Raw genomic sequence first — 25,334 nt, forward strand, 5'->3', positions numbered from 1 at the left:
CGAGTCGCAACCAGGCCAGGCCTTAGCGCACCGGCTTGCCATCCTGGTCGAGCACCACCACCTCGCCCCAGCCCAGCGCGCGGATCCCGGCTTCCACCTTGCGCAGGTCGCCGATCACGATCCAGGTCACCTCTTCCGGCTTGACGAACTTGCCGGCGGCCTGGCCCAGCTGCTGCGGAGTCAGCGCCTTGACGTTGGCGGCGTACTTGCTCCAGTAGTCGTCCGGCAGGCCCAGGTTGACGGTCGCCAGCGCCGCGCCTTCGAGCGCGTTCAGGGTGCCGAAGCGGCCGGCCAGGCGCGAGGTCATGTTGCGCATGATGCTCTCGTACTCGGCGCCGACCAGCGGACGCTCGCCGGCCACGCCCTGCACTTCCTTGCGCACTTCGCGCATCGCCTCGACCGTCTTGTCGGTCTGTACCGGCGCCATAGTGACGAAGCTGCGCTGGCCGCGCACTTCCGACAGGCGCGCGCTGGTGCCGTAGCTCCAGTGCTTGTCCAGGCGCAGGTTGCGGTTCAGACGCGAGGTCGCGATGCCGCCGAAGTTGGTCATCACCGGTTCGATCGCCAGGTCTTCCGGCTGGCCGTAAGGCAGCGACAGCTGGGCGGCGACGATGGTCGACTGCGGCGCGTCCGGCTTGTCGATCAGGTAGATCTTGCGCGGTGCGCTATTCGGCGCGCCATTTACCTGCTTGGCCGGCGCCGTGCCGGCGGCCCACTTGCCGAACGCCGCTTCGAGCGCCGGCAGCAGCTTGTCCATGGTGACGTCGCCGGCCACGACCAGGGTCGCGCTGCCCGGCTTGAACCAGGTGGCGTGCCACTGCGCCAGGTCGTCGCGCGTGATGCCGGCGACGCTGGTTTCGTAGCCGCTGGCCGGCTTGCCGTAGACGTGCTCCTGGCCGTACAGCAGGCCCGGCAGGATGCGCGTCGCCAGGCTGTTCGGCTGCGCCTTCTCCTGGCCGATCTGGGCCACGCGGCGCTGCTTTTGCAGCGCGAACTGGTCTTGCGGGAAGCTCGGCGCCAGCGCCGCCTCGGCCATGATCGCCAGCGAAGGCGCCAGGTTGGCGGCGGTGGCCTGCAGGCGCACCAGCGACTGGTCGGGGCTGGTGCCGGTGGACAGGCTCGCGCCCAGGTTTTCCAGCGCGTCCGACAGCGCAAAGGCGTCGCGCGTCTTCGTGCCCTTGTCGAGCAGGTCCAGGGTCAGCGCGGCGGCGCCGGCTTTCGCGGCGGTGTCCGAGGCGGTGCCGGCGTCCACCGCCAGGGTCGCGTTCACGATCGGCGCGCTGTGGCGCTCGACCAGGATCACCTTCAGGCCGTTCTTCAGCTGGGCGCGCTGCAGGGCCGGGAACTTCACGTCCGGCGCCTCGCCCAGTGCCGGCAGCTGCTTGCGGTCGATGGTTGATTTCGTCGCCGCCAGCTTGGCGAACGGACGCACCGTCATCGTGTAGTGGTTGGCGCGCAGCCAGCGCTGGCCGGCGGCCTTCACGTCGGCCGGGGTGGCCTTGGCCATCTGCTCCAGGCGGTCCAGGTAGGCGTCCGGCGTACCGCCATAGGTCATGCTTTCGGCCAGCACGTCCGAGCGTCCGCCCATGCCGCCCAGGCGCTCGATGCTGCGCGAGAAGCCGGCCAGGCTGCTGGTCTTCACGCGCGCCAGTTCGGCCGCGCTCGGGCCCTTGTCCAGCGCCTCGGCGACGATGGCATCCAGCTCGCGCTCCACCAGCAGCGGGTCGACGCCCGGCTTGACGGTGACGACGATGTTGAAGGTGCCGCCCAGCTCGGCGTCGTTGACGTAGGTGCTGACGTTGGTGGCCAGGCCCTTGTCGTAGACCAGGCGCTTGTCCAGGCGCGCGCTCTTCGAGCCGGCCAGCACCTCGGCCAGCAGCGCCAGGCGCGGCGTGTCGGCGTCCTTCCACGAAGCGGCGTGCCAGCTGCGGTAGATGCGCACCTGCGGCACGTGGTCTTCCATCTCGTCGCGGATGTTGCGCTCGAGCGTAGGGATCCAGGTTTCAAGACGCGGCAGCGGCGGGCCCGGCGGGATCGCGCCGAAGTATTTGTTCACCAGTTCCAGCGCGCGCTCGGGCGTGATGTCGCCGGCCAGCGAGATCACCGCGTTGTTCGGGCCGTAGTAGGTGCGGTACCACTCCTTGATGTCGTCCAGCGAGGCGGCCTGCAGGTCTTCCATGTAGCCGATCGTCGACCACGAATACGGGTGCGAGTACGGGTACATCTTGGCGGAGACTTCCATGCGCACGCGCCCATAGGGCTGGTTCTCGCCCTGCCGCTTCTCGTTCTGCACCACGCCGCGCTCGCGCTCGAGCATGGCCTGCGAGATGTAGTTGCCGAGGAAGCCCATGCGGTCCGATTCGAGGAACAGGGTGCGTTCCAGCGCCGACACCGGCACGTCCTCGAAGAAGTTGGTGCGGTCGGTGTTGGTGGTGCCGTTGCGGTTGTTCGCGCCGAGGTCGTCCATCGCCTCGCGGAAGCCGTGCGGGTAGTTCTCGGAGCCGTTGAAGAAGAAGTGCTCGAACAGGTGGGCGAAGCCGGTCTTGCCGCGCTTCTCGTTGCGCGAGCCGACGTGGTACCACATGTTGACGGCGACCACGGGCACGCTGTGGTCTTCGTGGACGATCAGGGTCAGGCCGTTCTGCAGGACGAATTTTTTATGGTTGATGGCGTAGGCGGCGCGGTCGAAGGGCGCGGCCTTGACGCTGGCGGCGGTGGCGGCGGGTGCGGCGTGCAGCGGCGCCGTCGCGGTCGCGGCGAAGGCCAGCGACAGCGCGGCGAGGAGCTTCTTGTTCATGGGTCTCCGAAGACGGGTGGTTGTTGTGGGCGGTATTCTAATGGCCGGGCGGCCAGGCGTGCGGAGTTTTACGGGCCGCGATGATGCGGCCGTTCGATCAACCGCGCCGCTGGGTGAGTACTTAGGCGCCTTCGGTAAATACCTGCGCCTGCGCCAGCTGCAGCGGCGCCATCCTGGACGCGATGCGCTTCAGGTAAGGCGCGGCCGCCGGAATGCCGCCCGCCGCCGCCCGGTGCAGCCAGCCATAGGCCTCGACCGGGTCGCACCCGGTGCCCTGTCCGGTCGCGTACATCACGCCGAGATTGAACTGGGCGCGCGCATGGCCCTGGCGCGCCGCGCACAGGTACCAGAAATGCGCGGCCTCGTAGTCGCGTTCGACGCCATGCGCACTGTCGTAGCGCAGCGCCAGCGCGAACTGCGCCGGGGCGTGGCCCTGCTCGGCCGCCTTGCGGTACCAGTCGGTGGCCTCGCGCGGGTCGCCCAGGTCCTCGCGGTCGATCAGGGTGCCGACCATGTGCTGGGCCGGCGCATATGCCTGGGCCGCCGCGCGCCGGTACCATTCGAGCGCGTGCGCCACGTCGCGCGGCACGCCGTTGCCGGCCTCGAAACGCAGGCCGAGGTCGAACTGGGCGCGCAGGTGGCCCTGCTCGGCCGCCTTGCGGTACCAGGCCGCGGCCTGCGCCGGATCGTGCTCGACGCCCTGGCCGGCATCATAGAGCTGGCCCAGGTGGTATTGCGCGGCAGGCAGGCCCTGCTCGCCGGCCTTGCGGTACCAGTGCGCGGCGAGGCCCGCGTCGCGCGCCACGCCCTGGCCGTGCTCGTAGCGCAGGCCGAGGTTGTCCTGGGCGCCGGCGTGGCCCTGTTCGGCCGCGCGCCGGTACCACGCGAGCGCCTTCTCCTCGTCGCGCGCCACGCCATGGCCGCTGTCGAAGACCAGGGCCAGGTTGAACTGGGAACTGAGGTGGCCTTGCTCGGCGGCGCGCTCGTACCAATGAATCGCCTGGGCGCTGTCCTGCTCGACGTCCTGCCCCTTGTCGTAGCGCAGGCCGAGGTTGAACTGGGCCGGGGCGTGGCCCTGCCCGGCGGCGCGGCGCAGCCAGTCCAGCGCCTGCGCCAGATCGCGCTCCACGCCCTGCCCGCTGTCGTAGCGCAGCGCGAGGGCGAACTGGGCGCGCGCATAGCCCTGGGCGGCGGCGCGGCGGTACCAGGTCAATGCCTGTTCCTGGTCCTGGGCGATGCCCTTGCCGCCCTCGTACATCATGCCGAGATTGTGCTGGGCGCCGGCGTCGCCCTGCTCCGCGGCGCGGCGGAACCAGTGCAGCGCCTGGTGCACGTCGGTGGCGACGCCCTGCCCTTTCGCATACAGCCAGCCCAAGTTGTACTGGGCCGGCGCATACCCCTGCCCGGCCGCGCAACCGTACCAGTACAGCGCCTGCTCGTAGTCCTGGGCCACGCCCTGGCCCTTCTGGTACATCACGCCGAGGTTGTACTGGGCCTGCTCCAGGCCGGCGGCGGCGGCCATGCGGTACCAGGCGACGGCCAGCTCGTAGTTCCGAGGCACGCCCTGGCCGTTCACGTACATGAAGCCCAGGCTGTGCTGGGCGCTGGCGACGCCGCGCTCGGCCAGGCCCTTCACGCGCAGGAATTCGGCCGTATGGCGTTCCCCTGCTGCGGGCGCGGTCGTCGCGGTGTCCATGGAAAGCAGAAGGCCTTAGGCGCGGATCGCGCGCACCTGGGTCGCGGGACCGCCCAGGGCCGGCTGCGGCGCGCCCAGCGCCTGCGAACGCAGCACGCCGATGAAGTTCGACAGCGAGATCGGGCGGTAGTAGAGGTAGCCCTGCATGGTCTCGCAGCCGTTGGCCTTCAGGTAGTTGGCTTGCACCTCGGTCTCGACGCCTTCGGCGATCAGGTGCAGCCCGAGGCCGCGCGCGATCGAGATGATCGCCAGGATCACCGGGTAGTGCCCGTTCTCGTCGTGGATCTCCTTCACGAACGACTGGTCGATCTTCATCGTGTGGATCGGGAAGCGGTGCAGGTAGGAGAGCGACGAGTAGCCGGTGCCGAAGTCGTCGATCGCGACCGACACGCCGAGCTGGCACAGTTTGTTCAGCTGCTCGATCGCGTACTGCGGATTGCGGATGCAGATGTTCTCGGTGATCTCGACCTCGATCTGGCCGGGCGAGATTCCGTAGCGCACCAGCGCGCCGCGCATCTTCTCGAAGAAGTCGCCGCGGTCCAGGTATTGCGGAGACAGATTCAGCGACAGCCGCACCGCCTGGCCGCTGGCCAGGTTCCACTGCAGCATGTCGCGGCACAGGGCGCCGATCATCCAGTCCGAGATCGGCAGCATCAGGCCGTTCTCTTCCGCGAACGGCAGGAATTCGCCGGCCGACAGCAGGCCGCGGGTCGGGTGGTTCCAGCGCATCAGCGCCTCGGCGCCGACGATGCGGCCGGTGACGGCGTCGATCTGCGGCTGGTAGTACATCTCCAGTTCGTTGTGCTCGAGCGCGCGGCGCAGCGCCTGCTCGAGCGCGATCTTCTGGTGCGACACGTCGAGCATCGAGTCGTGGTAGAAGCTGTGGCCGTTCTTGCCCAGCGCCTTGACCTGGTACATCGCGATGTCGGCGTGGCGCAGCAGTTCGTCGATCGATTCGCCGTCGCCCGGATAGATCGCAATGCCGATCGAGGCCGAGATGTGCACCTCGTGGCCGTCGAGATCGAAAGGCTTGTGCAGGCACTCGAGGAACTTGTCGGCCACCATGCGCGCGTCGTCGCGGTCGCGCAGTTCCGGCAGCACGATGGTGAACTCGTCGCCGCCCTGGCGCGCCAGGGTGTCGCCCTTGCGCAAACACTCCTTCAGGCGCACCGCGACCTGCTGCAGCAATTCGTCGCCCTTGACGTGGCCGAGCGTGTCGTTCACGAGCTTGAAGCGGTCGAGGTCGATGAACATCACGGCGAGCTCGGTCTGCTTGCGCTTGGCCTGGATCACGGCCAGGCCGAGACGGTCCTTGAACAGGATGCGGTTCGGCAGGTCGGTCAGGATGTCGTGGTAGGCCTGGTAGGAGATGACCTCTTCCGCGCGCTTCCTGTCGGTGATGTCGCGCGCGACGCCGTAGGTGCCGAAGAACTCGAGCTTCTTGACCTCCTGGTCGGGCACGTGCATGCCGATCGAATTCAGCGAGATCGTCATCAAGGTGTTGTTGAAGGTGCGGTCGCCGCTGTTGCTGAGCTTACCGGTGGCGCCGCGGCACTTCAGGCGCAGCTCGACGTTGCGCGATGCGCGTTCGTCGACCCGTCTCTCGTTGAACACGTAGCGGGCGCGCTCCAGGTCCTCGTCGTGCACCAGGATCGAGTAGTGCTTGCCGATCAGCTCGTCGCGCGTGAAGCCCAGCAGCTGGTAGGCGCGGTCGTTCACGAAGGTGAAGCGGCCTTCGTGGTTCAGGGTGTAGATGATGTCCGGCGAGCTGTCGACCAGGTAGCGGTACATCTTCTCCGAATTTTCCAGCTGGTTGGCGATGCGCGCATTGCTTGCTGCCAGGCGGCGCTGTTCGAGCGCGTTGCCGACGGTGGTCAAGAGTTCTTCGCGCGCGTAGGGCTTGCGCAGGTAGTCGTAGGCGCCGCGCTTCAGGGCGCCGATCGCGGCGTCGATGCCCACTTCCCCGCTCATCACGATCACGTCGGCATCGATGCCCCTGGCATTGATGAAGTCCATGATTTCGTGGCCGCCGATGTCCGGCAGGCGCAGGTCGAGCAGCACCAGGTCGAAGCGCAGGGTCGACAGGTGGGCGATCGCCTCGCTGCCCGAGCTGGCCGTGGTCAGGTGATAGTCGCGGTCGCGCAGCAGTTCGTAGAGCGAGGCCAGCAGGCGCGGTTCGTCGTCCACGAGCAGCAGGCGGGGCTGCTCGGCGATGCCGGGCAGCCCCGCCGGCGTGTCGGGCATCCCGGCCGGAGCCTCCGCACCCTGGAACATGGCTGAAGTTGCGCTGGCTGAGTACACGTTTGTCATACCTTATACAGAACCCAGGGCGCGCGCCGGCAGGGCCGGCGCGGCGCTGGCGCCGGACCATGCCGGCAGCAGAATTTCAAATGCGGTGCCGCTCCTGCCGCTGCGGCAGGCGATCTGGCCGTTGAGCTTCTTGACCAGGCCGTGCACGATCGACAGGCCCAGGCCGCGGTGCGCGCCATCCTTGGTGCTCTTCACCGCCGAGAACAGGTTGGCCATCACCTCGGGCGCGAGGCCAGGACCGGTGTCGGACACCGTCAGCTCCAGGTAGAGCTTGCGCTCGCGGTGCACGTGGCCGCGGTTGGCGATCTCGATGCGCCCGCCGCCGCTGCCGGCCAGGGCCTCGACCGCGTTCTTCACGAGGTTGACCAGGATCTGCTTGAGCGTATCCGCGTCGCCCGCGACCAGGCGCGCCTCGTCGTGCATCGCGGTGACGATCTGGACGTTGGCCGGCACGAACTGGCCGGCGCGGAACAGGCGCACCACATCCTCGACCACCTTCGCGGCGTCCAGCGGACGCGGGCCGCCCTCGGCCGCCGCCGGCTTGATGTCGGCCAGGGTGCCGATCAGCTGGCCGACGCGGTCGATTTCCTCGTTCAACACCGACATCTCGCTGGCCACCGGTTCCTGGCGCGCCAGCTTGCTGTCGAGGACACTGAGGTAGTTCTTGATGATCGACAGCGGGTTGTTCACCTCGTGCAGCACGCGGCGCGACGCCTCGCGGTATTCCTCGGCGACGCTGGCGATCTGGCGCCGCGCCTGGCCGCGTTCGAGCAGCGCCGTCTCCAGCGCGGTCGCGGCCTGGGCGCCGAAGGATTGCAGGAAGCGCTCGCGCTTCTGGCAGGCGGGCAGCTGCCAGGACGCCACGCCGCCGACCAGCACGCCCAGGCAGCGCGCGCCGGCCACCAGCGGCAGGCAAACCAGGCTGTCGGTGCCGAGCATGCGCAGCAACTGCTCTTCCGGCAGGCCGAGCGACTCGCTGCCGCGCTGCAGGTAGGCAGGTTGACGCTCGATCGCCGCGGCGGCGATCGGTCCCCCCTTCGACAACGGGATCGCGAATTCGGCGATGCGCGCCGTGGCCACGCCGGGCGCGCCGACCAGCATCTGGCCGGTCGGGTTTTCGAGCAGGACCACGGTGTTGTCGAAGTCGAACAGGATGCGCGCGCTGCGCGTCATCGATTCGAGCAGCGCGCTTTCGCCCTGCTGGCGCGCGAAGGTCTGGCCGACCTCGGACACCAGCACCAGGTTGCGCACCTCTTCCGACAGGCGCTGCTGGACCGGGTCGACGACTGGCGGCGCATAGGCCGGCGGTGCAAGGATGTCGTCGGCGCCCGCGAGGTCGATGCCGAGGTGGACGGCGGCGCGGTCGACCTGGCGCGCGGCGGCAGCCAGCATCTCGGCGATCTCGGCGGGGGCCAGGCCGCACAGCGCCGCGCCGTCAAGCAGCGCCTGCGTATCGTCCGGATGGCCGGCCATCAGGTGCGCCAGGCGCACGATGCGGATCAGGGGATGGGCCGCCTCCAGGCGCTCGCTCGATTCGTGGTGGTAGAGCACGGCGTCGGCCAGGAAGGAGTCGAGCTGCCAGCGCTCGACCAGCCAGGCGCCCGCTTCGGCGTGGGTGATCTGCAGCGTGCGCTGCTCGACCGCGCACAGGTCCTCGTCGTCGCGCGCGGTGAAGTTGAAGCTGTATTCCTTGGGCGCGGTCGCCAGCAGCGCCAGGCGTCCGACGTTGTGCAGTAGCCCGGCCAGGTAAGCCTCTTCCAGGTGCGGGTAGTCGATGCGGCGCGCGACGTCGCGCGCGATCACGGCCGCGGCTAGCGAGTTCTTCCAGAACGCGCGCAGGTCGGTGCTGCCGGAATGGGGAAAATTATTAAAGGTCTGGAACACCGAATCGCTGATGACCAGGGTCTTGATCATGTCGGTGCCGAGCGACACCAGCGACTGCTCCAGGTTGGCGGTGCGGCTGCCGCGATGGTAGGCCGAGCTGTTGGCGACCGCCAGCAGCTTGGCGGTCATGCCCGCATCCTTGGCGATCAGCTCGGCCAGCTCTTCCATCCCCAGGTCGTCGGCCTGCAGATGCCCGAGCAGCTTCACGAGAATCTGCGGCATCGCCGGCAACCGGGCAACGAGCAGGCGATGACGGATATCCTGGTCAGTTTGGTGCATGGTCTCGATCGCAGATGCCACTGAAAGTTGCGGGGTGGCGCCCCTTTCCTGAGCTACCACAACATGGTATTCACGCATCGTCGAAACAGGACACGCTTTCAACAGTTGTTCCGACGCTAAATTAAGGGTCTTAGCATATATACATTTCTGATCGGGAACAATACTTTCTGTTAAAAGTGTGAGTTTTTCCCCGATGAATGATGTATTTCACCTTCATTTATTGCCGCACTGCAATTGCATAGCCAAATAGACGCGACCCCGGACTGGACACGGTTTTTGTAACCGTCAGTCCGGAACGTATTCCGTAGGGTGGGCTCTCGAGCCCACGCGGATCATGAACACCGGTGACTACACAGGCAACAGCCCCACGACGCTTGCGTAGGGGCTGTTACCAGAACTTTAGCGACCGCTGCGCGCCAGCCTGCGCCGATACTGCCGCGCCACCACCCAGCACGCCAGCGCCGCCAGCGCGAACCCCGCCTGCCCCAGCGCCAGCGCCAGCACCGAATGCGACAGCGCCGGCGCGATCAGGCCCGCCACGATCGCACCGAGCAGGGTCGTGACGAAGGACTGGCAGGACGCCACCGTGCCGCGGATGTGCGGGAACAGGTCGAGCGCGAGCAGGGTCGCGCCCGGCGAGATGATCGAGCTGCCGAAGGTGAAGAAGAACATCGGCAGCACGGTCCACGGCAGCGCCGGCGGCAGGAACAGGTGGTAGCCGACGTTGAAGGCCACGGCGCTGAGCATGAAGCCGAAGCCGATCCATATCTGCTTGGCGAAGCTCTTCTTGCCGGCCATCCGGTTGGCCGCCATCGAGCCGAGGAAGATCCCGGCCACGGTCGGCACGAACAGCCAGGCGAAGCCCGAGGGGCCCAGGTGCAGCTGCTCGGGCAGCATCACGGGCGAGGCCGTGATATACAGGAACAGCCCGGCGAAGTTCAGCGCCGTGATGCCGGCCTTCATGTGGAACAGGAAGGAACCGAAGATGGCGCTGTAGCTCCCCGCCAGGAAGCGCGGGTTGAAGGGCTGGCGCCGCTCCTTCGGCACGGTCTCGGGCAGGTGCTGCCAGCACACCCAGCCCAGCACGATCGTGAACAGGCACAGCGCCAGGAAGATCGCACGCCAGCCGAAGAAAATCACGATCCAGCCGCCCAGCACCGGCGCGATGGCCGGCGCGATCGAGAAGATCATCGTCACCATCGACAGCAGGCGCGCGGCCGCCGTGTCGGAATACAGGTCGCGGATGATCGCGCGCCCGACCACGACGCCGGCGCCGGCCGACACCCCTTGCATGATGCGGAACACCCACAGGTAATGGACCGACGACGCGGCGGCGCAACCGAAGGTGCCGATCGCGAACACCACCAGCGCCACCAGGATCACGTTGCGCCGCCCAAAGGCGTCCGACAGGGCGCCGTGCCACAGCACCATGCCGGCAAAGGCCAGCATGTAGGCGGTCAGGGTCTGCTGCACCTCCAGCGCGGACGCATGCAGGGTCGACTGGATCTGCGGGAAGGCCGGCAGATAGGCGTCGATCGAGAACGGTCCCAGCATCGACAGTCCGGCCAGCAGGGTGGCCAGGCCGCCGGCCGACAGCATCGTGATCTTGCGCGGTTCCGGCAGCGGGACCGGGATCACCGGGTCCTTCGGTAGTTCGTCGGGTTCTGTGGGTGGCAGCATGGGGTCAGTTGGCGTCCGTGTCCGGTGTCGAATCCTGTTTAGGCTTGGCTTCCTCGCGGCGGTTATAGCCCGCCACCATGTCGAAGCGGAACAGGCGGCATTCGAGGGCGCCGTTGAAGAAAGGGGTCTTGCGCGCTTCCTTCAGGCGCAGCAGCTTGGGCAGCGACAGGTCGGCGGTGAACAGGAACACGGTCCAGCCGGCGAAACGCTGCTTGAGCGTGGTGCCCAGCGCCGAATAGAAGGACACGGCCATCTCGTCCTGCGGCATGGTCGAGTCGCCGCGCACGCCGATGCGCTCGCCGTACGGCGGGTTGGTCAGCAGGATGCCCGGCTGGCTAGTCGGTGGCGAGACGTGCTGGGCCTCGATCTGCTTCAGCGGCACATCGAACAGGACGCCGGCGATCTTGAGGTTATGCCGGGTCATGGCCACCATGTCGCCCGAGATGTCGGAGCCGAAGATGGTCGGCTCGCTCGGCAGCGGATTGGCCTTGATCGCGGCCTTCATCTCCTGCCAGGCGTCGCGGTCGAAGTCGGCGAATTTTTCAAAGGCGAAGCGGCGCCGCGCGCCCGGCGGGATGCCCTGCACCATTTGCGCCGCCTCGATCAGGATCGTGCCCGAGCCGCACATCGGGTCGAACAGCGGCACGCCCGGCTTCCAGCCCGACACGCGCAGCATGCCGGCGGCCAGGTTCTCGCGCAGCGGCGCGTCGCCCGTCTCTTCGCGCCAGCCGCGCTTGAACAGCGCTTCGCCCGAGGTGTCGAGGTAGATGATGAAGTTGCGCTGGTCGAGGAAGCCGACGATGCGCATGTCCGGCTCGCGGGTGTCGACCGAGGGACGCTTGTTGAACTGGTCGCGGAAGCGGTCGCAGACGGCGTCCTTGATCTTCAGGGTCGTGAATTCCAGGCTCTTCAGGGGCGACTTGACGGCGGTGACGTCGACACGGATCGTGTGGTGGACGCCGAACCAGTCTTCCCAGGGCTGCTCGAGCACCAGGTCGTAGATGTCGTTCTCGTTGTTGTAGCTGCGCTGGCCCATGCGCATCAGCACCCGCGAGGCGATGCGCGAGTGCAGGTTGATGCGGTAGGAGTCGACCAGGGTGCCGGAGCAGTGCACGCCGCCCGGCACCTGGTTGTGCACCTTCAGCGTGGGGCTGTACTGCTGGGCGATTTCGTTGAGTTCTTCGGCGAGCGCCGCTTCCATGCCGCGCGGGCATGGGCAAAAGTATGACGTCATGGGGGTACCCTTTGTCCGTTAATAAAAAATAATGTGGCTGCAAGCGCCGATCGCTTGCAGCCACGTGTTGGTTCGTTGTTTCTTGTACGGCTAACGCTGCTCAAGGGTGCAAACGGTGGGTACAAGTACCCACCCTACGGCCCGTATCGCATTGTAGGGTGGGTACTTGTACCCACCGTTCAACGCGCGAACCAGCCCTGCGGATGACCTGCCGCCCGAAAAATCAGAACGGCTTCACCACTACCAGGATCACGATCAGGAGCAGCAGGACGACCGGCACCTCGTTGAACCAGCGGTACCAGGTATGGCTGCGCTTGTTCACGCCCGCCTCGAATTTCTTGAGCAGCGAGCCGCAGGCGTGATGGTAGCCGATCGTCAGCACCACCAGCGCCAGTTTTGCGTGCAGCCAGCCACCCTTGATGCCGAAACCCATCCACAGCCAGAGACCCAGCAGCAGTGCCGGCACCGCCAGGATCGAGGTGAAGCGGTACAGGCGGCGCGCCATCAGCAGCAGGCGCGCGGTGGCGACGTTGTTGGTTTCCTGGGCCAGGTTCACGAAGATGCGCGGCAGGTAGAACAGGCCGGCGAACCAGGAGGCGATGAAGACGATGTGGAGGGCTTTGATCCAGAGGTAGAGCATGCGGGTCCTTGTGGTTGTTGTTCCGTTAGCTTTGTCTTGTCAGCTACGTACTTCGCCGTGGCCGAACACCACGTACTTCAGCGAGGTCAGTCCTTCGAGACCGACCGGGCCGCGCGCATGCAGCTTGTCGTTCGAGATGCCGATCTCGGCGCCCAGGCCATATTCGAAGCCGTCGGCGAAGCGCGTCGAGGCGTTCACCATCACGGATGCCGAATCGACTTCGCGCAGGAAACGCAGCGCGGCGCTGTAGTCTTCGGTGACGATGGCCTCGGTATGCTTCGACGAATAACGCTCGATGTGATCCATCGCCTCGTCGATGCCGGCCACCACCTTCACCGCCAGGATCGGCGCCAGGTATTCGGTGCTCCAGTCCTCTTCCACTGCCGCGGCCAGGTGCGGATAGCCGGCCAGGATCGCGCGCGCCTCCTCGTCGGCGCGCAGCTCGACCTGCTTTTCGCGGTAGAGCGCCGCCAGCTGCGGCAGCACGTTTGGCGCGATCGCGCGCGCGACCAGCAGGGTTTCCATGGTGTTGCAGGTGCCGTAGCGGTGGCACTTGGCGTTAAAGGCGATTGGCAGCGCCTTCGCGATGTCGGCCTTGTCGTCGATGTAGACGTGGCAGATGCCGTCCAGGTGCTTGATCATCGGGACCGTCGCTTCCTCGATCAGGCGCGCGATCAGGCCCTTGCCGCCGCGCGGCACGATGACGTCGACGTATTGCGGCATGGTGATGAGCGTGCCGACGGCGGCGCGGTCGGTCGTGTCCACGACCTGGATGGCATCGAGCGGCAGGCCGGCCGCGACCAGGCCCTCGGTGACCAGTTTCGCCAGCGCGCGGTTGCAGTGGATCGCTTCCGAGCCGCCGCGCAGGATCGCCGCGTTGCCGCTCTTGATGCACAGGCCCGCGGCGTCCACCGTCACGTTCGGACGGGCTTCATAGATGATGCCGATCACGCCCAGCGGCACGCGCATCTGGCCGACCTGGATGCCGCTCGGACGCGACTTCATGTTCGAGATTTCGCCGATCGGGTCCGGCAGGGTCGCGATCTGGCGCAGGCCGTCGACCATGGTGGCGATCGCGGCGGGCGACAGCGCCAGGCGGTCGAGCAGCGCCGGCGCCAGGCCGGCGGCGCGCGCGGCGTCGAGGTCGCGCCCGTTGGCCTCGGCCAGGTTGGCGGCGTCGCGCTCGATGGCGTCGGCGATCAGGAGCAGCGCGCGGTTGCGCGTGGCGCCGTCGGCGCGCGCCATCGCCCGCGACGCGGCCCGGGCATTGCGGCCCAGCGTGTGCATGTAGTCGGTGATGTCCATCGTGTTGGTTCCAGTTGCGTTCAAACAGCGGGTAATGAGGCAGGATCGTAGGATGGGCACTCCGTGCCCACGCGTGAACGATGAGCAGACGCGACGCCCGATAGCGTCAACACGGCGCATGCTTTACGCGTGGGCACGGGGCGCCCACCCTACGTCATATCACCGCCAACGCGCGACGAACGATTTACCGCGCCACCCTCAACGCCAGCTGCAGCATCGCATCCCACGCATCCCCCGCGAACTGCTTCGCGCGCAGGCCCTTGACCATCTTGTCGACCTGCGCCGCATCCTGCAGCGCCGCTTCCAGGGTCGGCAGCGACACGCGCCGCAGCGCCGGTTCCATCATGCGCTCGCGCGGGCCCCAGATCCGGTATTCCTTCATCAGCGCGCCGAGGGGCCTGCCCTGCGCCATCCCCGACTTCAATTTTAGCAGTGTGCGGATTTCTTCACTGACGGCCCACAGCACCAGCGGCAACGCCTCGCCCTCGCCCTTCAGGCCGTCGAGCATGCGCGCCAGGCGCGCCGCATCGCCCGACAGCATGGCCTCCGAGAGCTTGAACACATCGTAGCGCGCCACGTTCAGCACGGCGTCGTGCACCTGCTCGAAACTCAGCTTGCCTGGCTCGTACAGCAGGCCGAGCTTCTGGATTTCCTGGTGCGCCGCCAGCAAATTGCCCTCGACGCGATCGGCGATGAAGTCCAGGCTCTGGCGGTCGACGCTCTGCCCCTGGCTGGACAGGCGCATGCCGATCCAGCCCGGCAGCTGGGCGCGTTCCACGTTCGGGATCTCGATGTAGACCGCAGCCTGCTGCAAGGTCGCGACCCAGGACGCCTTGGCCGTCTGCCAGTCGAGCTTGGGCAGGGTGATCAGGGTCAGGTTGTCGGGGGACAGGTCCTTGGCGTAGGCCTGCAGGGCGGCGCTGCCGTCCTTGCCCGGCTTGCCGCCCGGGATGCGCAGCTCGATCAGCTTCTTGTCGCCGAACAGGGACAGCGCCTGGTTCGCGGCCAGCAGTTCGCCCCATTTGAAGGTGCGCTCGACGGTGAGCACGTCGCGCTCGGTGTGGCCCGCCGCGCGCGCGGCGCGGCGGATCTTGTCGGCCGCCTCCAGCGCCAGCAGGTGCTCGTCGCTGGTGATGACGTACAGCGGCGCCAGGCCTTTCGACAGGTGGCCTTCGAGTGCCTCAGGCCGCAGTTGCATCGCTCAATCCTGCTCCGTCAATCAGGTTTTGATCGCCGCCAGGCGGCGGATGATCTGCTGTACCAGGTCGGACTGCATGTCGCGGTACAGCAGCGCTTCCTCGCCCTCTTTCGCCAGCACCTCGTTCTCGCTGAAGGTCAGGTTGCGGTGCAGCGTGATCTCGGTCGGGCCCAGCAGCAGCTGGCCGCTGGCGTCGCGCACCTGGAACACCAGGGTATAGCCGAGCAGGTACTCGCGCACCCGGCCCAGGTTGTTCAGCGACAGGATCGCCTTGTTGCGCGCCTCGGAAACCACTTCGAAACGCGCCTGCGCTTCCTCCGGCTTGTTCACGACGCGGACCGTGTCGAGCGCGCGCAGGTTGCGCTTGAGCTCATTGCCCAGCGGGGAAGTCTCGCCGAAGGCCAGGTGGATGCTCTGGAACGGCATGTTGTACGAACCGTTCGAGCCGCGCAGCTGGAAGCCGCAGGCGGCCAGGACGGTCGCCAGCAACAGGGCGCCCAGGGCGCGCGTCATGAAAAGGGAGGAAGCGCGCATGGGTTACACCACAATGTTGATGAGTTTGCCGGGCACGACGATGACCTTCTTCGGCGTACCTTCCACGAACTTCTGCGCCGCCTCGGAGGCCAGCGCGGCCGCCTCGATCGCCGCCTTGTCGGCATCCTTGCCCACTCTCACCGAGCCGCGCAGCTTGCCGTTCACCTGGATCATCAGTTCGATCTCGGCCTGTTCCAGCGCGCCTGGGTCGACCTGCGGCCACTGCACGTCGAGGATGTCGCCGTAGGCCTTGGCGTAGCCGAGTTCCTGCCACAGCGCGTGGGTGATGTGCGGCGCCACCGGGTTCAGGATGCGCAGGAAGATCGACAGGCCTTCGGCGACGACCGCGTCGCCCGCCGCACCTTCGGCCAGCTTGCTTGACTCCAGCGTGTTGAGCATCTTCATGCAGGCCGAGACGACCGTGTTGTACTGGATGCGCTTCAGGTCGTAGTCGGCCTGCTGCAGCACCTTGTGCACTTCGCGGCGCAGGGTCTTGTGCGCTTCGTCCAGGGTCGCGGCGCCGTCCTGGTTGGCCAGCGCGGCGGCGATGCGTTCGCGCTGGGCGTAGCCATAGGCCCAGACCCGGCGCAGGAAGCGGCTGGCGCCTTCGACGCCGCTGTCCGACCACTCCAGGGTCTGCTCCGGCGGCGAGGCGAACATGGTGAACAGGCGCGCGGTGTCGGCGCCGTACTGTTCGATCTGGGCCTGCGGGTCGATGCCGTTGTTCTTCGACTTCGACATCTTCTCGGTGCCGCCGATGTCGACCGGCTGGCCGTCGCTCTTCAGGGTCGCGCTCTGCGGGCGGCCCTTGTCGTCGAACACCAGCTCGACGTCCGCCGGGTTGAACCAGGTCTTCTTGCCGGCTGCGTCTTCGCGATAGTAGGTCTCGTTCAGCACCATGCCCTGGGTCAGCAGGTTGACGAATGGCTCGTCGAACTTGACCAGGCCGAAGTCGCGCATGACCTTGGTCCAGAAGCGCGCGTACAGCAGGTGCATGACGGCGTGCTCGATGCCGCCGATGTACTGGTCCATCGGCATCCAGTAGTCGTTGCGCTCGTCGACCATCTTGTCGTTCGAGCCCGGCGAGGTATAGCGCATGTAGTACCACGACGAATCGATGAAGGTGTCCATCGTGTCGGTCTCGCGGCGCGCAGGCTTGCCGCACTTCGGGCAGTCGCACTTCAGGAACGCTTCGTCCTTGTTCAGCGGGTTGCCGGTGCCGTCCGGGACCAGGTGCTCGGGCAGCACGACCGGCAGGTCGGCTTCCGGCACCGGCACCGCGCCGCAGTCGCCGCAGTGGATCATCGGGATCGGGGTGCCCCAGTAGCGCTGGCGCGAGATGCCCCAGTCGCGCAGGCGGAAGGTGACCTTCTTGTCGCCCAGGCCTTGCGCAGCCAGGTCGCCGGAGACGGCGTTGACGGCGGCGATGTAATCCAGGCCGTCGTACTTGCCCGAGTTGATGACCTTACCGTTTTCCTTGTCGCCGTACCACTCCTGCCAGGCCTCGAGCGAGAACTCCTGGCCTTCGACGGCCACCACCTGCTTGATCGGCAGGTCGTACTTCTTTGCGAACGCGAAGTCGCGCTCGTCATGGCCCGGCACGCCCATCACGGCGCCGTCGCCATAGGTGATCAGGACGTAGTTGCCGACCCAGACCGGAACCTGCTCGCCCGACACCGGATGCGTGACGAACAGGCCGGTCGGCATGCCCTTCTTCTCCATCGTCGCCATGTCGGCTTCGATGACCGAGCCCTTCTTGCACTCGGCGATGAAGTCGGCCAGTTCCGGATTGTTCTTCGCGGCGTGCTGGGCCAGCGGGTGCTCGGCGGCGACAGCGCAGAAGGTCACGCCCATGATGGTGTCGGCGCGGGTGGTGAAGACGTAGAGCTTGCCGTCGTTGATCAGCTCACCGGACTCGCTCATGATCACGTGCGGGAAGGCGAAGCGCACGCCGGTCGACTTGCCGATCCAGTTGGTCTGCATGGTGCGCACGCGCTCCGGCCAGCCCGGCAGCTTGTTGTCGACGTAGTCCAGCAGCTCGTCGGCATAGTCGGTGATGCGCACGTAGTACATCGGGATCTCGCGCTTTTCGATCAGCGCGCCCGAACGCCAGCCGCGGCCATCGACGACCTGCTCGTTGGCCAGCACGGTCTGGTCGACCGGGTCCCAGTTCACGGTGCCGGTCTTCTGGTAGATGATCCCTTTTTCCAACATCTTCAGGAACATCCACTGGTTCCACTTGTAGTATTCCGGCTTGCAGGCGGTCATTTCGCGCGACCAGTCGATGGCCAGGCCCATCGATTCCATCTGTTTCTTCATGTGCGCGATGTTCGAATAGGTCCACTCGGCCGGCGGCACGTTGTTCGCCATCGCCGCGTTCTCGGCCGGCATGCCGAAGGCATCCCAGCCCATCGGCATCAGCACGTTGTAGCCGTTCATCCGCAGGTAGCGGTACATCACGTCGTTGATTGTATAGTTGCGCACATGGCCCATGTGCAGCTTGCCGGACGGGTAAGGCAGCATCGAGCAGGCGTAATACTTGCCCTTCGGGAAACGTGGGTCGTTCTCGACGGCCTTGTAGGCGTCGATCGACTTCCAGTATGCCTGGGCGGCCTGTTCAACTTCGGCTGGACTATATTTATCTTGCATGATGTTCTGCGGACGAAATTTGGAGGTGGAACGGGACATTATACTGGTTCATCTTGCACTGCGGCGAAGCGGGGCGGCTGTGTTGGGCGGCCACGTAGGGTGGGCACTCCGTGCCCACTCTTTGCGCACCTGGCCGGCAGTCGGAGGCGGCGATGCACTGCCCCGCGGCGTGTGCAAAAAATACGAACCGCGACGACATTGGCGTGAGCCGGCCGCCTTAGTTTTTGACGCCAAGCACCGGATAAGGCGCCTGTCCGTCGAGTTCGCGAAGAAAACCCTGCTCCAGGTAGCCCGGGATCTTGCCGAATTCGGCCAGCACGCGCCTGCGGAATTCCTCGTGCTCGTGCCAGCGCTCGGCCGGCAGGCCGAAATAGTTGACCGCGCAGGCCGACATCGTCACCTCCGGCCAGTGCCGCGCCAGGGTCATCAGGTAGCGCCGCATCGCGCAGACCTTGCCGATCGCAAGCACGCTGTCGACCTGGTCCAGGCCCATGGCCTGGGCTACCCGGCGCCGGCCGAGGATGACGTTTTCGCCTGTATTCGTGGCTTCGGTTTCGAGGATCAGGATGGATTGCGGCACGCCCAACTGGACCAGGCGCTCGGCGATGACGAGGGCTTCGGGCTGGGGATTGCCGGCGGTGGCGCCGCCCGAAACCAGCAGTTTGCGGAACATGCCGGCTTGCCACAGGGCGCAGGTCTCCTGGCAGAATTCCTCGATGCCGTGGCGGGTGCCGAACAGGAAGCCCAGCGCGGATGGCTGCGCCGGCAGGGGCGGCATGACGTAGCGGGAGATGCGCAGGAGGTCGTCGGCGGTCATGGGCGTGTGCGTTGTTGCGGTGCCTCGTCGGGGTATGCATCAGCCTGTGGAGCTGCTGCTGCCCCTGGTATTGGTGTGCATGATCCGCGTGGGCTCGAGAGCCCACCCTACGGGTGACGTTCCGGGCCGTTTGCAAGCAAAAAGCGTGACGTTCCGGGCCGTTTGCGGGAAAAAGACCGGGGCGCCGCCGCTTTTCTAGCGCAGCACCAGCTTCAGGGCCGGCTTTTCGCCGTAGTCCTCGTAGCGCTCGTTGATGCCGCCGACACAATAGGCGATTTCCTCGACCAGGTCGGGCAGGCGCTGCTGCAGCGCCTGCCCGTCGGTGATGACGATCTCCAGCACCTCGTTCGGCTTGAGGCGGAAAGCCGTCATGTTCTCGTCGTCGCGCAGGTAGCTGAGGCAGTCGACCCAGGCGTCGATGGTGTCGGCGTAGGACTCGGGAAAGCCGAAGGCGCGGCGGCTCTCGGCGTGGAAGGCCGCCTCGTCGACGATGGCGGCGCCGTTCAACTGTACGCTGGCCATGTCAGCCCTTCAGGCCCAGCACGTCCTGCATGTCGTACAGGCCGGCCGCCTTGTCGGCGATGAAGCGGGCGCCGCGCAGCGCGCCGTGGGCGTAGGTCACGCGGCTGCTCGATTTATGGGTGATCTCGATGCGCTCGCCGGTGCCGGCGAACAGCACGGTGTGGTCGCCCACGATGTCGCCGCCGCGCACGGTGGCAAAGCCGATGGTCGACGGATCGCGCTCGCCGGTCACGCCCTCGCGGCCGTAGACGGCGCAGTCCTTGAGGTCGCGGCCCAGGGCGTCGGCGATGACCTCGCCCATCTTCAGGGCGGTGCCGGAGGGCGCGTCGACCTTGTGGCGGTGGTGGGCTTCGATGATCTCGATGTCGTAGCCTTCGGCAAAGCTCTTCGCCGCCATTTCCAGCAATTTCAGGGTGACGTTCACGCCCACGCTCATGTTGGGGGCGAACACCACCGCGGTCTTCTCGGCGGCGGCGCGGATCGCGGCCTTGCCTGCCTCGTCGAAGCCGGTGGTGCCGATCACGATCTTGATGCCGTGCGCGGCGCAGTAGGCGAGGTGCTGCAGCGTGCCTTCCGGACGGGTGAAGTCGATCAGGCAGTCGGCGCCGGCCAGGGCGCGGTCGAGGTCGGACTGGATGATCACGCCAGCCAGCTGGCCCGAGAAGGCGCCGGCATCGGTGCCGATGAAGGGCGAACCGGCGACGTCGAGCGCGCCGGACAGGGTGGCGTCGGGCGAGGCGGCGATCGCCTCGATCAGCATGCGGCCCATGCGCCCGCTGGCGCCGGCGACCGCGATTTTCAGTTGCGTCATGACAGTCTTACTGGATATTGGTATTGGCCGGGGCGGCGTTGGTCACCGGGGCGACCGGCCGGGTCGGCGCATTCTTTTTCGGGAACTTGGACGGGCCGGCAATGCGATCGATGTACTCGCGCTCGGTCGGCAGGTTGCCGCCGTCGAAGCGCTCGACGACGTTGTCCTTGAAGTAGACGGTCACGCGGCTGGTGGTCAGTTCGCCGTTGCCGCGCGCCAGGTAGAAGGGGTAGTCCCAGCGGTCGGCATGGAACATGTCGGCCAGCATCGGCGAGCCGAGGATGAAGCGCACCTGGTCGCGGGTCTGGCCAACTTTCAACTGGTCCAGCATTTCCTGCGAGACGAAATTACCCTGCTGGATGTCCGGACGGTAGGGCGAGAATATCCACAGGAATTTCTGCAGCTTGGTCACCCTGGTCGTCTGGGCGCCGGCATTCGCGAGCGCGGCCGCCTTGTCGGCATCGGATTCCACTGCCGCCGCCTCGGTGCTGACCGGCGCGGCCGGCTTGGTCTGGTTGCGCCAGGATGCGCAGCCGGACAGCAGCAGCGTGCATGCGAGGCCCGCGGCGAGCGCAGCCCGGGCATAAGGACGGTGTTCTACGGCATGGGTGACGCGCATATGTAACCTCAAAACGTTTAAGCGAGAGCTTCCAAAACGCTATATCATAAAGCACTCCGCCCATCTACGAGTAACAAACATGAGTAACAAACCTACCGACCTGAAGGCGAGCGGCCTGAAGGCGACCCTGCCACGCCTGAAGATCCTGGAAATTTTCCAGAACAGCGAAGTGCGGCACCTGACGGCGGAAGACGTGTATAAAATCCTGCTGGCCGACAACATGGACGTGGGCCTGGCGACTGTCTATCGCGTGCTGACCCAGTTCGAACAGGCCGGCTTGCTGAACCGCAACCATTTCGAAACCGGCAAGGCGATCTACGAGCTCAACGCCGGCTCGCACCACGACCACCTCGTCTGTCTCGACTGCGGCCATGTCGAAGAGTTCTTCGACGAAGAGATCGAGTCGCGCCAGAACAAAATCGCCGTCGAACGCGGCTTCAAGATCGCCGAGCACGCGCTGGCGATCTACGGCAACTGCATCAAGACGGCGTGCCCGCATCGCGGCAATAACTGATCGGAGCTTCTTCGCTTCAAAGAACAACGGCGCCGCGGCGCCGTTTTTTATTGTTTGCGTACGACGAAGGCCGTAGGGTGGGCACCCCGTGCCCACCAGAACCATGCGCAAACGCGATGCCAACATTCGGTGGGCACGGGGCGCCCACCCTACGAATGACTCAGCGCGTTCGACAGCAGCTTGGCCGTGATGTCGACGATCGGGATCACGCGCTCGTAGGCCATGCGCGTGGGGCCGATCACGCCCAGGGTGCCGACGATCCTGCCGTTCACCTCGTAGGGAGCGGTGACCACGCTCATTTCGTCCATCGGCACCAGGTTCGACTCGCCGCCGATGAAGATCTGCACGCCGCCGGCGCGGCTGGAGACGTCGAGCAGCTGCATCAGACCGGTCTTCTGCTCGAACATCTCGAACAGCTGGCGCAGCGAACTCATGTTCGACGACAGGTCCGACACCGACAGCAGGTTGCGTTCGCCGGCGATCACCATGTCCTCGCCTTCGGCCATCGCTTCGCTGCCGGCCTCGACCGCGACCGTCATCAGGCCGCCGATGTCGTCGCGCAACTGGCGCAGTTCGCCGGCCAGGCGCGCGCGCACCTCGTCGAACGAGAGGCCGGCATAGTTCTGGTTCAGGTAGTTGGCCGACTGCACCAGCTGGGCCGGCGTGTAGTCGACGTCGGTGTGCAGCAGGCGATTCTGCACGTCGCCGCGCGGATCGACGATGACGAGCAGGATGCGGCGCTCGGACAGGCGCAGGAATTCGATCTGCTGGAACACCGATTCGCGCCGCGGGCTCTGCACCACGCCGGCGAACTGGGTGAGCGACGAGAGCATCTGCGCCGCGTTGGCGATGATCTTCTGGGGCTGCTGGGCCGCCAGGCGCATGCGCTCGGCGTCGACGCCCTGCTCGTTCAGGTGCTGCACGGTGAGCAAGGTATCGACGAACAGGCGGTAGCCGCGCGGCGTGGGCACGCGGCCGGCCGAGGTATGGGGACTGGCGACGTAGCCCATCTCCTCGAGGTCGGCCATGATGTTGCGGATCGTGGCCGGCGACAGGTCCAGGCCCGAAATCTTCGACAGCGCGCGCGACCCGACCGGCTGGCCATCGGCGATGTAGCGCTCGACCAGGGCTTTCAGCAGGGTTTGGGCACGGGTATCAAGTTGCATGGGAGGGAGAAGCGGAAAATGGTTCCGCTCCTATTATGCACCTTAGTCCGACGCCTGTGCAGTCAGCCGTGCTCTTGCCTGAGCCAGGCCAGCAGTTCGTCGAAATTGGCGGCGATGGCGTCCGGCTGCACGCCCTCCTCCAGGTGGCGCCGGCTGGCGGTGCGGTTCATCCACACCGCGCGCAGCCCAGCGCGCTGGGCGCCCTGCACGTCGAGGATGAGGTCGTCGCCGACGTATACCGCCTCGTGCGGCGCCACGCCCAGCGCCGCACAGCCGGCGTGGAAGATCGCCGGATCCGGCTTGGCGCGGCCGAAGCGCGGCGCCGCCACCGAGGCATCGAAATGGTGGGCCAGGCCGATGGTCTGCAAGTCGGCATTGCCATTGGTGATCGAACCGATCAGGACCCTGCCCTTCAGGCCCGACAGGCCCGGCAGCACGTCGTCGTAGGGAACCACGGCATTGCGCGCGGCGAAGAATTCGGTCATCGCCAGTTCCACCTTGGACAGGTCCTCGCCGACCTGCTCGAAGGCGGCCTCCAGCCCGACGCGGCGCAGCGCGCCCAGGTCGAGCTGCAACTCGGGGCGCTGCGCCAGCAGTTCCAGGCGCGCCTGGCGCAGGCTGTCGATGGTGAAGCGCTCGGCCACGCGCGGCGCGTTGGCGGCGAGCCAGGCGAACAGGATCTGCTCGGCCTGCAGGATCACGGGGGCGATCGGCCACAGGGTATCGTCCAGGTCGAACAGGACGGCTCGGGGCCAGGGGCGGCGGGGCGTGGTCGTCATCGGGTGGCATGCTGAAGAGGGCGAACAGAGCATAGCGAGGCCCGCGCCGAAATGCAAACGCACGCCAGGGCGCGCCGTTGCCGTTACACCGTGATACAAACGACGATGAGCCCGGCCCTTGTCAAATGCTCTAAAATGATGGGCAAAACTCAAGCATTCGACGCGGCACGGACGCCGTAGCGCGTCTTGTCCAGTTCCCTTTTATTTGGAGAAATTATGATGCGTTCCCCCCTGCGTGCCGGCCTCGCGCTCGCATGCGCGCTGAGCCTGTCCGCCTGCGGCGGCGGTGACGGCGAGTTCTACCTGGGCGGTACTGTTAGCAACAATACGATGGCAGGCCTGGTGCTGACGAACAACGACGGCCCGGATTTCGCCGTGCCGGCCAACACGAGCGAGTTCTACTTCCCCAACCTGGTCGATGCGGACTCCTCCTACAACGTCAAGGTCAAGGCTTCGCCACCGAACACCGAGAAATGCGAAGTCGTCGGCAACACCGGCACCGGCAAGGCAACCTTCAACATCACCACGATCAGGATTGCCTGCACCCTGAAGTCGAAGCCGCTGGACGTGACCGTGTCCGGCCTGAAGGCCGGCGGCACCCTGGCCCTGGTGAACGGCTCGGTGCGCACCGACATCACCGCGAACGGCACCCTGACCATGACCCGGGCCGGCTGGGGCCAACCGTATGGCGTCACCGTCCTGACCCAGCCATCCGGCCAGGTGTGCACGGTGCAGAACGGTACCGGAACGGTGCCGAGCGCCGACGAGCCGCCGGCAATCAACGTCACCGTCACCTGCGCCTGACGGCCTGACGGATTCCAGGAGATGAACTTGAAGAAAAATGTGTTAATCCGTTCGGGCCTCGTGCTGGCGCTGGCGGCAGCGCTCGCTTCCTGCGGCGGTTCCACGAACTACACGATCGGCGGCACCGTGACCGGCCTGCAGTATGGACCGTTGGTGCTGGAAACGAACGGCATGACCAAAGAAGTCATGCCGGACGCGGCCTCGACGGACATCGCGGTCAGGAACGTGGACTACGCCTTCCCCAAGCAGCTTGAATATGGCGAAGTCTACGATGTGAAGGTCAGCAAGCAGCCACCGCACCAGGTGTGCGAGGCGGCAGGCCGGACCAACGACACCGCGGGTCGCCTGTCGGAAATCAATGCCGACTTCCAATGCTTCCTGCTCAGCCCAACCATCGGCGGTGTGGTGAAAGGCCTGGGCGCCGGCAGCCTGAAACTGAACAATGGCAGCAACTCGACGATTACGGTCACGGCCGCCGATCCGGTGGCAGACGTTCCCTACACGCTGGGCAGGGTTACCTACGGCAAGACCTATGGCGTCACGATCGAGACCCAGCCGGCCGGCTATACCTGCACCGTGGCCAATCCCGTCGGGATCATGGACGATGTGGACATCACCAACATCGACGTGACCTGCGTCGCCAACCCGACCTGATGGAGACATATGCTGCGCTTATGACGACCATTCCAAAAGAAAATTGGATTTATATGTTGTAGCGCAGCATAATCCTACCTGTCTCCTCCAACTCTCCTCAGAAAAGAATTGGATTTAAGCCCACCCGCAACGGTGGGCTTTTTTTTGCCCGTATCCCGGGCGCCGGCTCAGCCGAGCTTGGTGACCGGGGTCAGGCGCTTGCCGACGACCTTCACCACCGCCATTTTTTCGGTGCCAATCGTCACCATCGAGGCGGCGCGGACCTCGGCCTTGTAGCTCTCGGCGCTGGCGTAGGTGCTGACACCGACGAGCAGGGCGGCGACGACGAAGATGGCTTCCATGTGCTTGAGGACGTTCATGTTGATACTCCCTTCGGTTGGCTGGTGGGGCCCTGCGCTGTGCGTTCGGGCTTTCGATGGGAGTACTTTAGCAAGCCCCCTTG

21 protein-coding genes are annotated in these 25,334 nt (G+C 66.2%); 3 read left to right on the plus strand and 18 right to left on the minus strand.

Annotation, left to right across the window (positions count from 1 at the left end; all coding sequences use genetic code 11):
- Positions 1–22: 22 nt before the first annotated feature.
- From ACFOPH_RS16825 to ACFOPH_RS16895, 15 genes are all read right to left on the minus strand, one after another.
- A complete protein-coding gene (locus ACFOPH_RS16825; protein WP_379736538.1) occupies positions 23–2,797 on the minus strand; it encodes a M16 family metallopeptidase in 2,775 nt (924 codons plus the stop codon).
- 121 nt (positions 2,798–2,918) lie between these two features.
- Positions 2,919–4,493 (minus strand): tetratricopeptide repeat protein, encoded by a 1,575-nt coding sequence (locus ACFOPH_RS16830; RefSeq protein ID WP_379736540.1) that lies wholly within the window; start codon positions 4,491–4,493, stop codon positions 2,919–2,921.
- Positions 4,494–4,508: 15 nt separating this feature from the next.
- The gene (locus tag ACFOPH_RS16835; RefSeq protein WP_379736542.1) at positions 4,509–6,737 is read right to left on the minus strand and encodes a putative bifunctional diguanylate cyclase/phosphodiesterase; all 2,229 of its coding nucleotides are present in this window, start codon (positions 6,735–6,737) and stop codon (positions 4,509–4,511) included.
- 69 nt (positions 6,738–6,806) lie between these two features.
- Positions 6,807–8,966, minus strand: coding sequence for an HDOD domain-containing protein (locus ACFOPH_RS16840; RefSeq protein ID WP_312549819.1), 2,160 nt, complete (start codon positions 8,964–8,966; stop codon positions 6,807–6,809).
- Between the two features lie 399 nt (positions 8,967–9,365).
- Positions 9,366–10,646: a multidrug effflux MFS transporter gene (locus ACFOPH_RS16845; protein ID WP_312549820.1), complete on the minus strand. Its 1,281-nt coding sequence runs from the start codon at positions 10,644–10,646 to the stop codon at positions 9,366–9,368.
- 4 nt (positions 10,647–10,650) lie between these two features.
- Positions 10,651–11,880, minus strand: a complete 1,230-nt coding sequence (locus ACFOPH_RS16850; protein ID WP_379736544.1) for a THUMP domain-containing class I SAM-dependent RNA methyltransferase — start codon at positions 11,878–11,880, stop codon at positions 10,651–10,653.
- Positions 11,881–12,103: 223 nt separating this feature from the next.
- Positions 12,104–12,520 (minus strand): CopD family protein, encoded by a 417-nt coding sequence (locus tag ACFOPH_RS16855; RefSeq protein ID WP_312549821.1) that lies wholly within the window; start codon positions 12,518–12,520, stop codon positions 12,104–12,106.
- A gap of 39 nt (positions 12,521–12,559) precedes the next feature.
- A complete protein-coding gene (locus tag ACFOPH_RS16860) occupies positions 12,560–13,825 on the minus strand; it encodes a glutamate-5-semialdehyde dehydrogenase (protein WP_379736547.1) in 1,266 nt (421 codons plus the stop codon).
- A gap of 184 nt (positions 13,826–14,009) precedes the next feature.
- Positions 14,010–15,023, minus strand: coding sequence for a DNA polymerase III subunit delta (gene holA / locus ACFOPH_RS16865; RefSeq protein WP_312551966.1), 1,014 nt, complete (start codon positions 15,021–15,023; stop codon positions 14,010–14,012).
- 21 nt (positions 15,024–15,044) lie between these two features.
- The gene (locus ACFOPH_RS16870; protein WP_312551967.1) at positions 15,045–15,557 is read right to left on the minus strand and encodes an LPS-assembly lipoprotein LptE; all 513 of its coding nucleotides are present in this window, start codon (positions 15,555–15,557) and stop codon (positions 15,045–15,047) included.
- A 3-nt stretch (positions 15,558–15,560) separates the two neighbouring features.
- Positions 15,561–18,206 (minus strand): leucine--tRNA ligase, encoded by a 2,646-nt coding sequence (gene leuS / locus ACFOPH_RS16875; protein ID WP_379736550.1) that lies wholly within the window; start codon positions 18,204–18,206, stop codon positions 15,561–15,563.
- Between the two features lie 217 nt (positions 18,207–18,423).
- Positions 18,424–19,023: a YdcF family protein gene (locus ACFOPH_RS16880; protein WP_312551969.1), complete on the minus strand. Its 600-nt coding sequence runs from the start codon at positions 19,021–19,023 to the stop codon at positions 18,424–18,426.
- A 195-nt stretch (positions 19,024–19,218) separates the two neighbouring features.
- Entirely contained in the window at positions 19,219–19,545 is a 327-nt protein-coding gene (locus ACFOPH_RS16885; protein ID WP_312551970.1) for a barstar family protein, read from the minus strand.
- 1 nt (position 19,546) lies between these two features.
- Entirely contained in the window at positions 19,547–20,356 is an 810-nt protein-coding gene (dapB, locus tag ACFOPH_RS16890) for a 4-hydroxy-tetrahydrodipicolinate reductase (protein WP_312551971.1), read from the minus strand.
- Between the two features lie 7 nt (positions 20,357–20,363).
- Complete coding sequence (locus ACFOPH_RS16895) at positions 20,364–20,975, minus strand: outer membrane protein assembly factor BamE (protein WP_312551974.1); 612 nt, start codon at positions 20,973–20,975, stop codon at positions 20,364–20,366.
- Between the two features lie 79 nt (positions 20,976–21,054).
- Between ACFOPH_RS16895 and fur the strand changes: the two genes are divergently transcribed.
- Positions 21,055–21,489 carry a ferric iron uptake transcriptional regulator gene (fur, locus tag ACFOPH_RS16900; protein ID WP_229439108.1) on the plus strand — a complete coding sequence of 145 codons (435 nt, stop codon included), beginning with the start codon at positions 21,055–21,057 and terminating at the stop codon, positions 21,487–21,489.
- Positions 21,490–21,638: 149 nt separating this feature from the next.
- Here fur and hrcA read toward each other — a convergent pair whose 3' ends face one another.
- Both hrcA and ACFOPH_RS16910 read right to left on the minus strand, forming a co-directional pair.
- Positions 21,639–22,655: a heat-inducible transcriptional repressor HrcA gene (gene hrcA, locus ACFOPH_RS16905; RefSeq protein WP_312551977.1), complete on the minus strand. Its 1,017-nt coding sequence runs from the start codon at positions 22,653–22,655 to the stop codon at positions 21,639–21,641.
- 62 nt (positions 22,656–22,717) lie between these two features.
- A complete protein-coding gene (locus ACFOPH_RS16910; protein WP_312551978.1) occupies positions 22,718–23,434 on the minus strand; it encodes an HAD family hydrolase in 717 nt (238 codons plus the stop codon).
- 216 nt (positions 23,435–23,650) lie between these two features.
- On the opposite strand from ACFOPH_RS16910, the gene ACFOPH_RS16915 reads away from it, so the two are divergent.
- Positions 23,651–24,238: a hypothetical protein gene (locus ACFOPH_RS16915; protein WP_312551979.1), complete on the plus strand. Its 588-nt coding sequence runs from the start codon at positions 23,651–23,653 to the stop codon at positions 24,236–24,238.
- 27 nt (positions 24,239–24,265) lie between these two features.
- Entirely contained in the window at positions 24,266–24,892 is a 627-nt protein-coding gene (locus ACFOPH_RS16920) for a hypothetical protein (RefSeq protein WP_379736554.1), read from the plus strand.
- Between the two features lie 167 nt (positions 24,893–25,059).
- Here the strand turns inward: ACFOPH_RS16920 and ACFOPH_RS16925 are convergent, their stop codons facing one another.
- Positions 25,060–25,251: a hypothetical protein gene (locus ACFOPH_RS16925; RefSeq protein ID WP_312551357.1), complete on the minus strand. Its 192-nt coding sequence runs from the start codon at positions 25,249–25,251 to the stop codon at positions 25,060–25,062.
- Positions 25,252–25,334 lie beyond the last annotated feature (83 nt).

The organism is Massilia haematophila (assembly GCF_042647645.1).
Classification (GTDB): domain Bacteria; phylum Pseudomonadota; class Gammaproteobacteria; order Burkholderiales; family Burkholderiaceae_D; genus Telluria; species Telluria haematophila.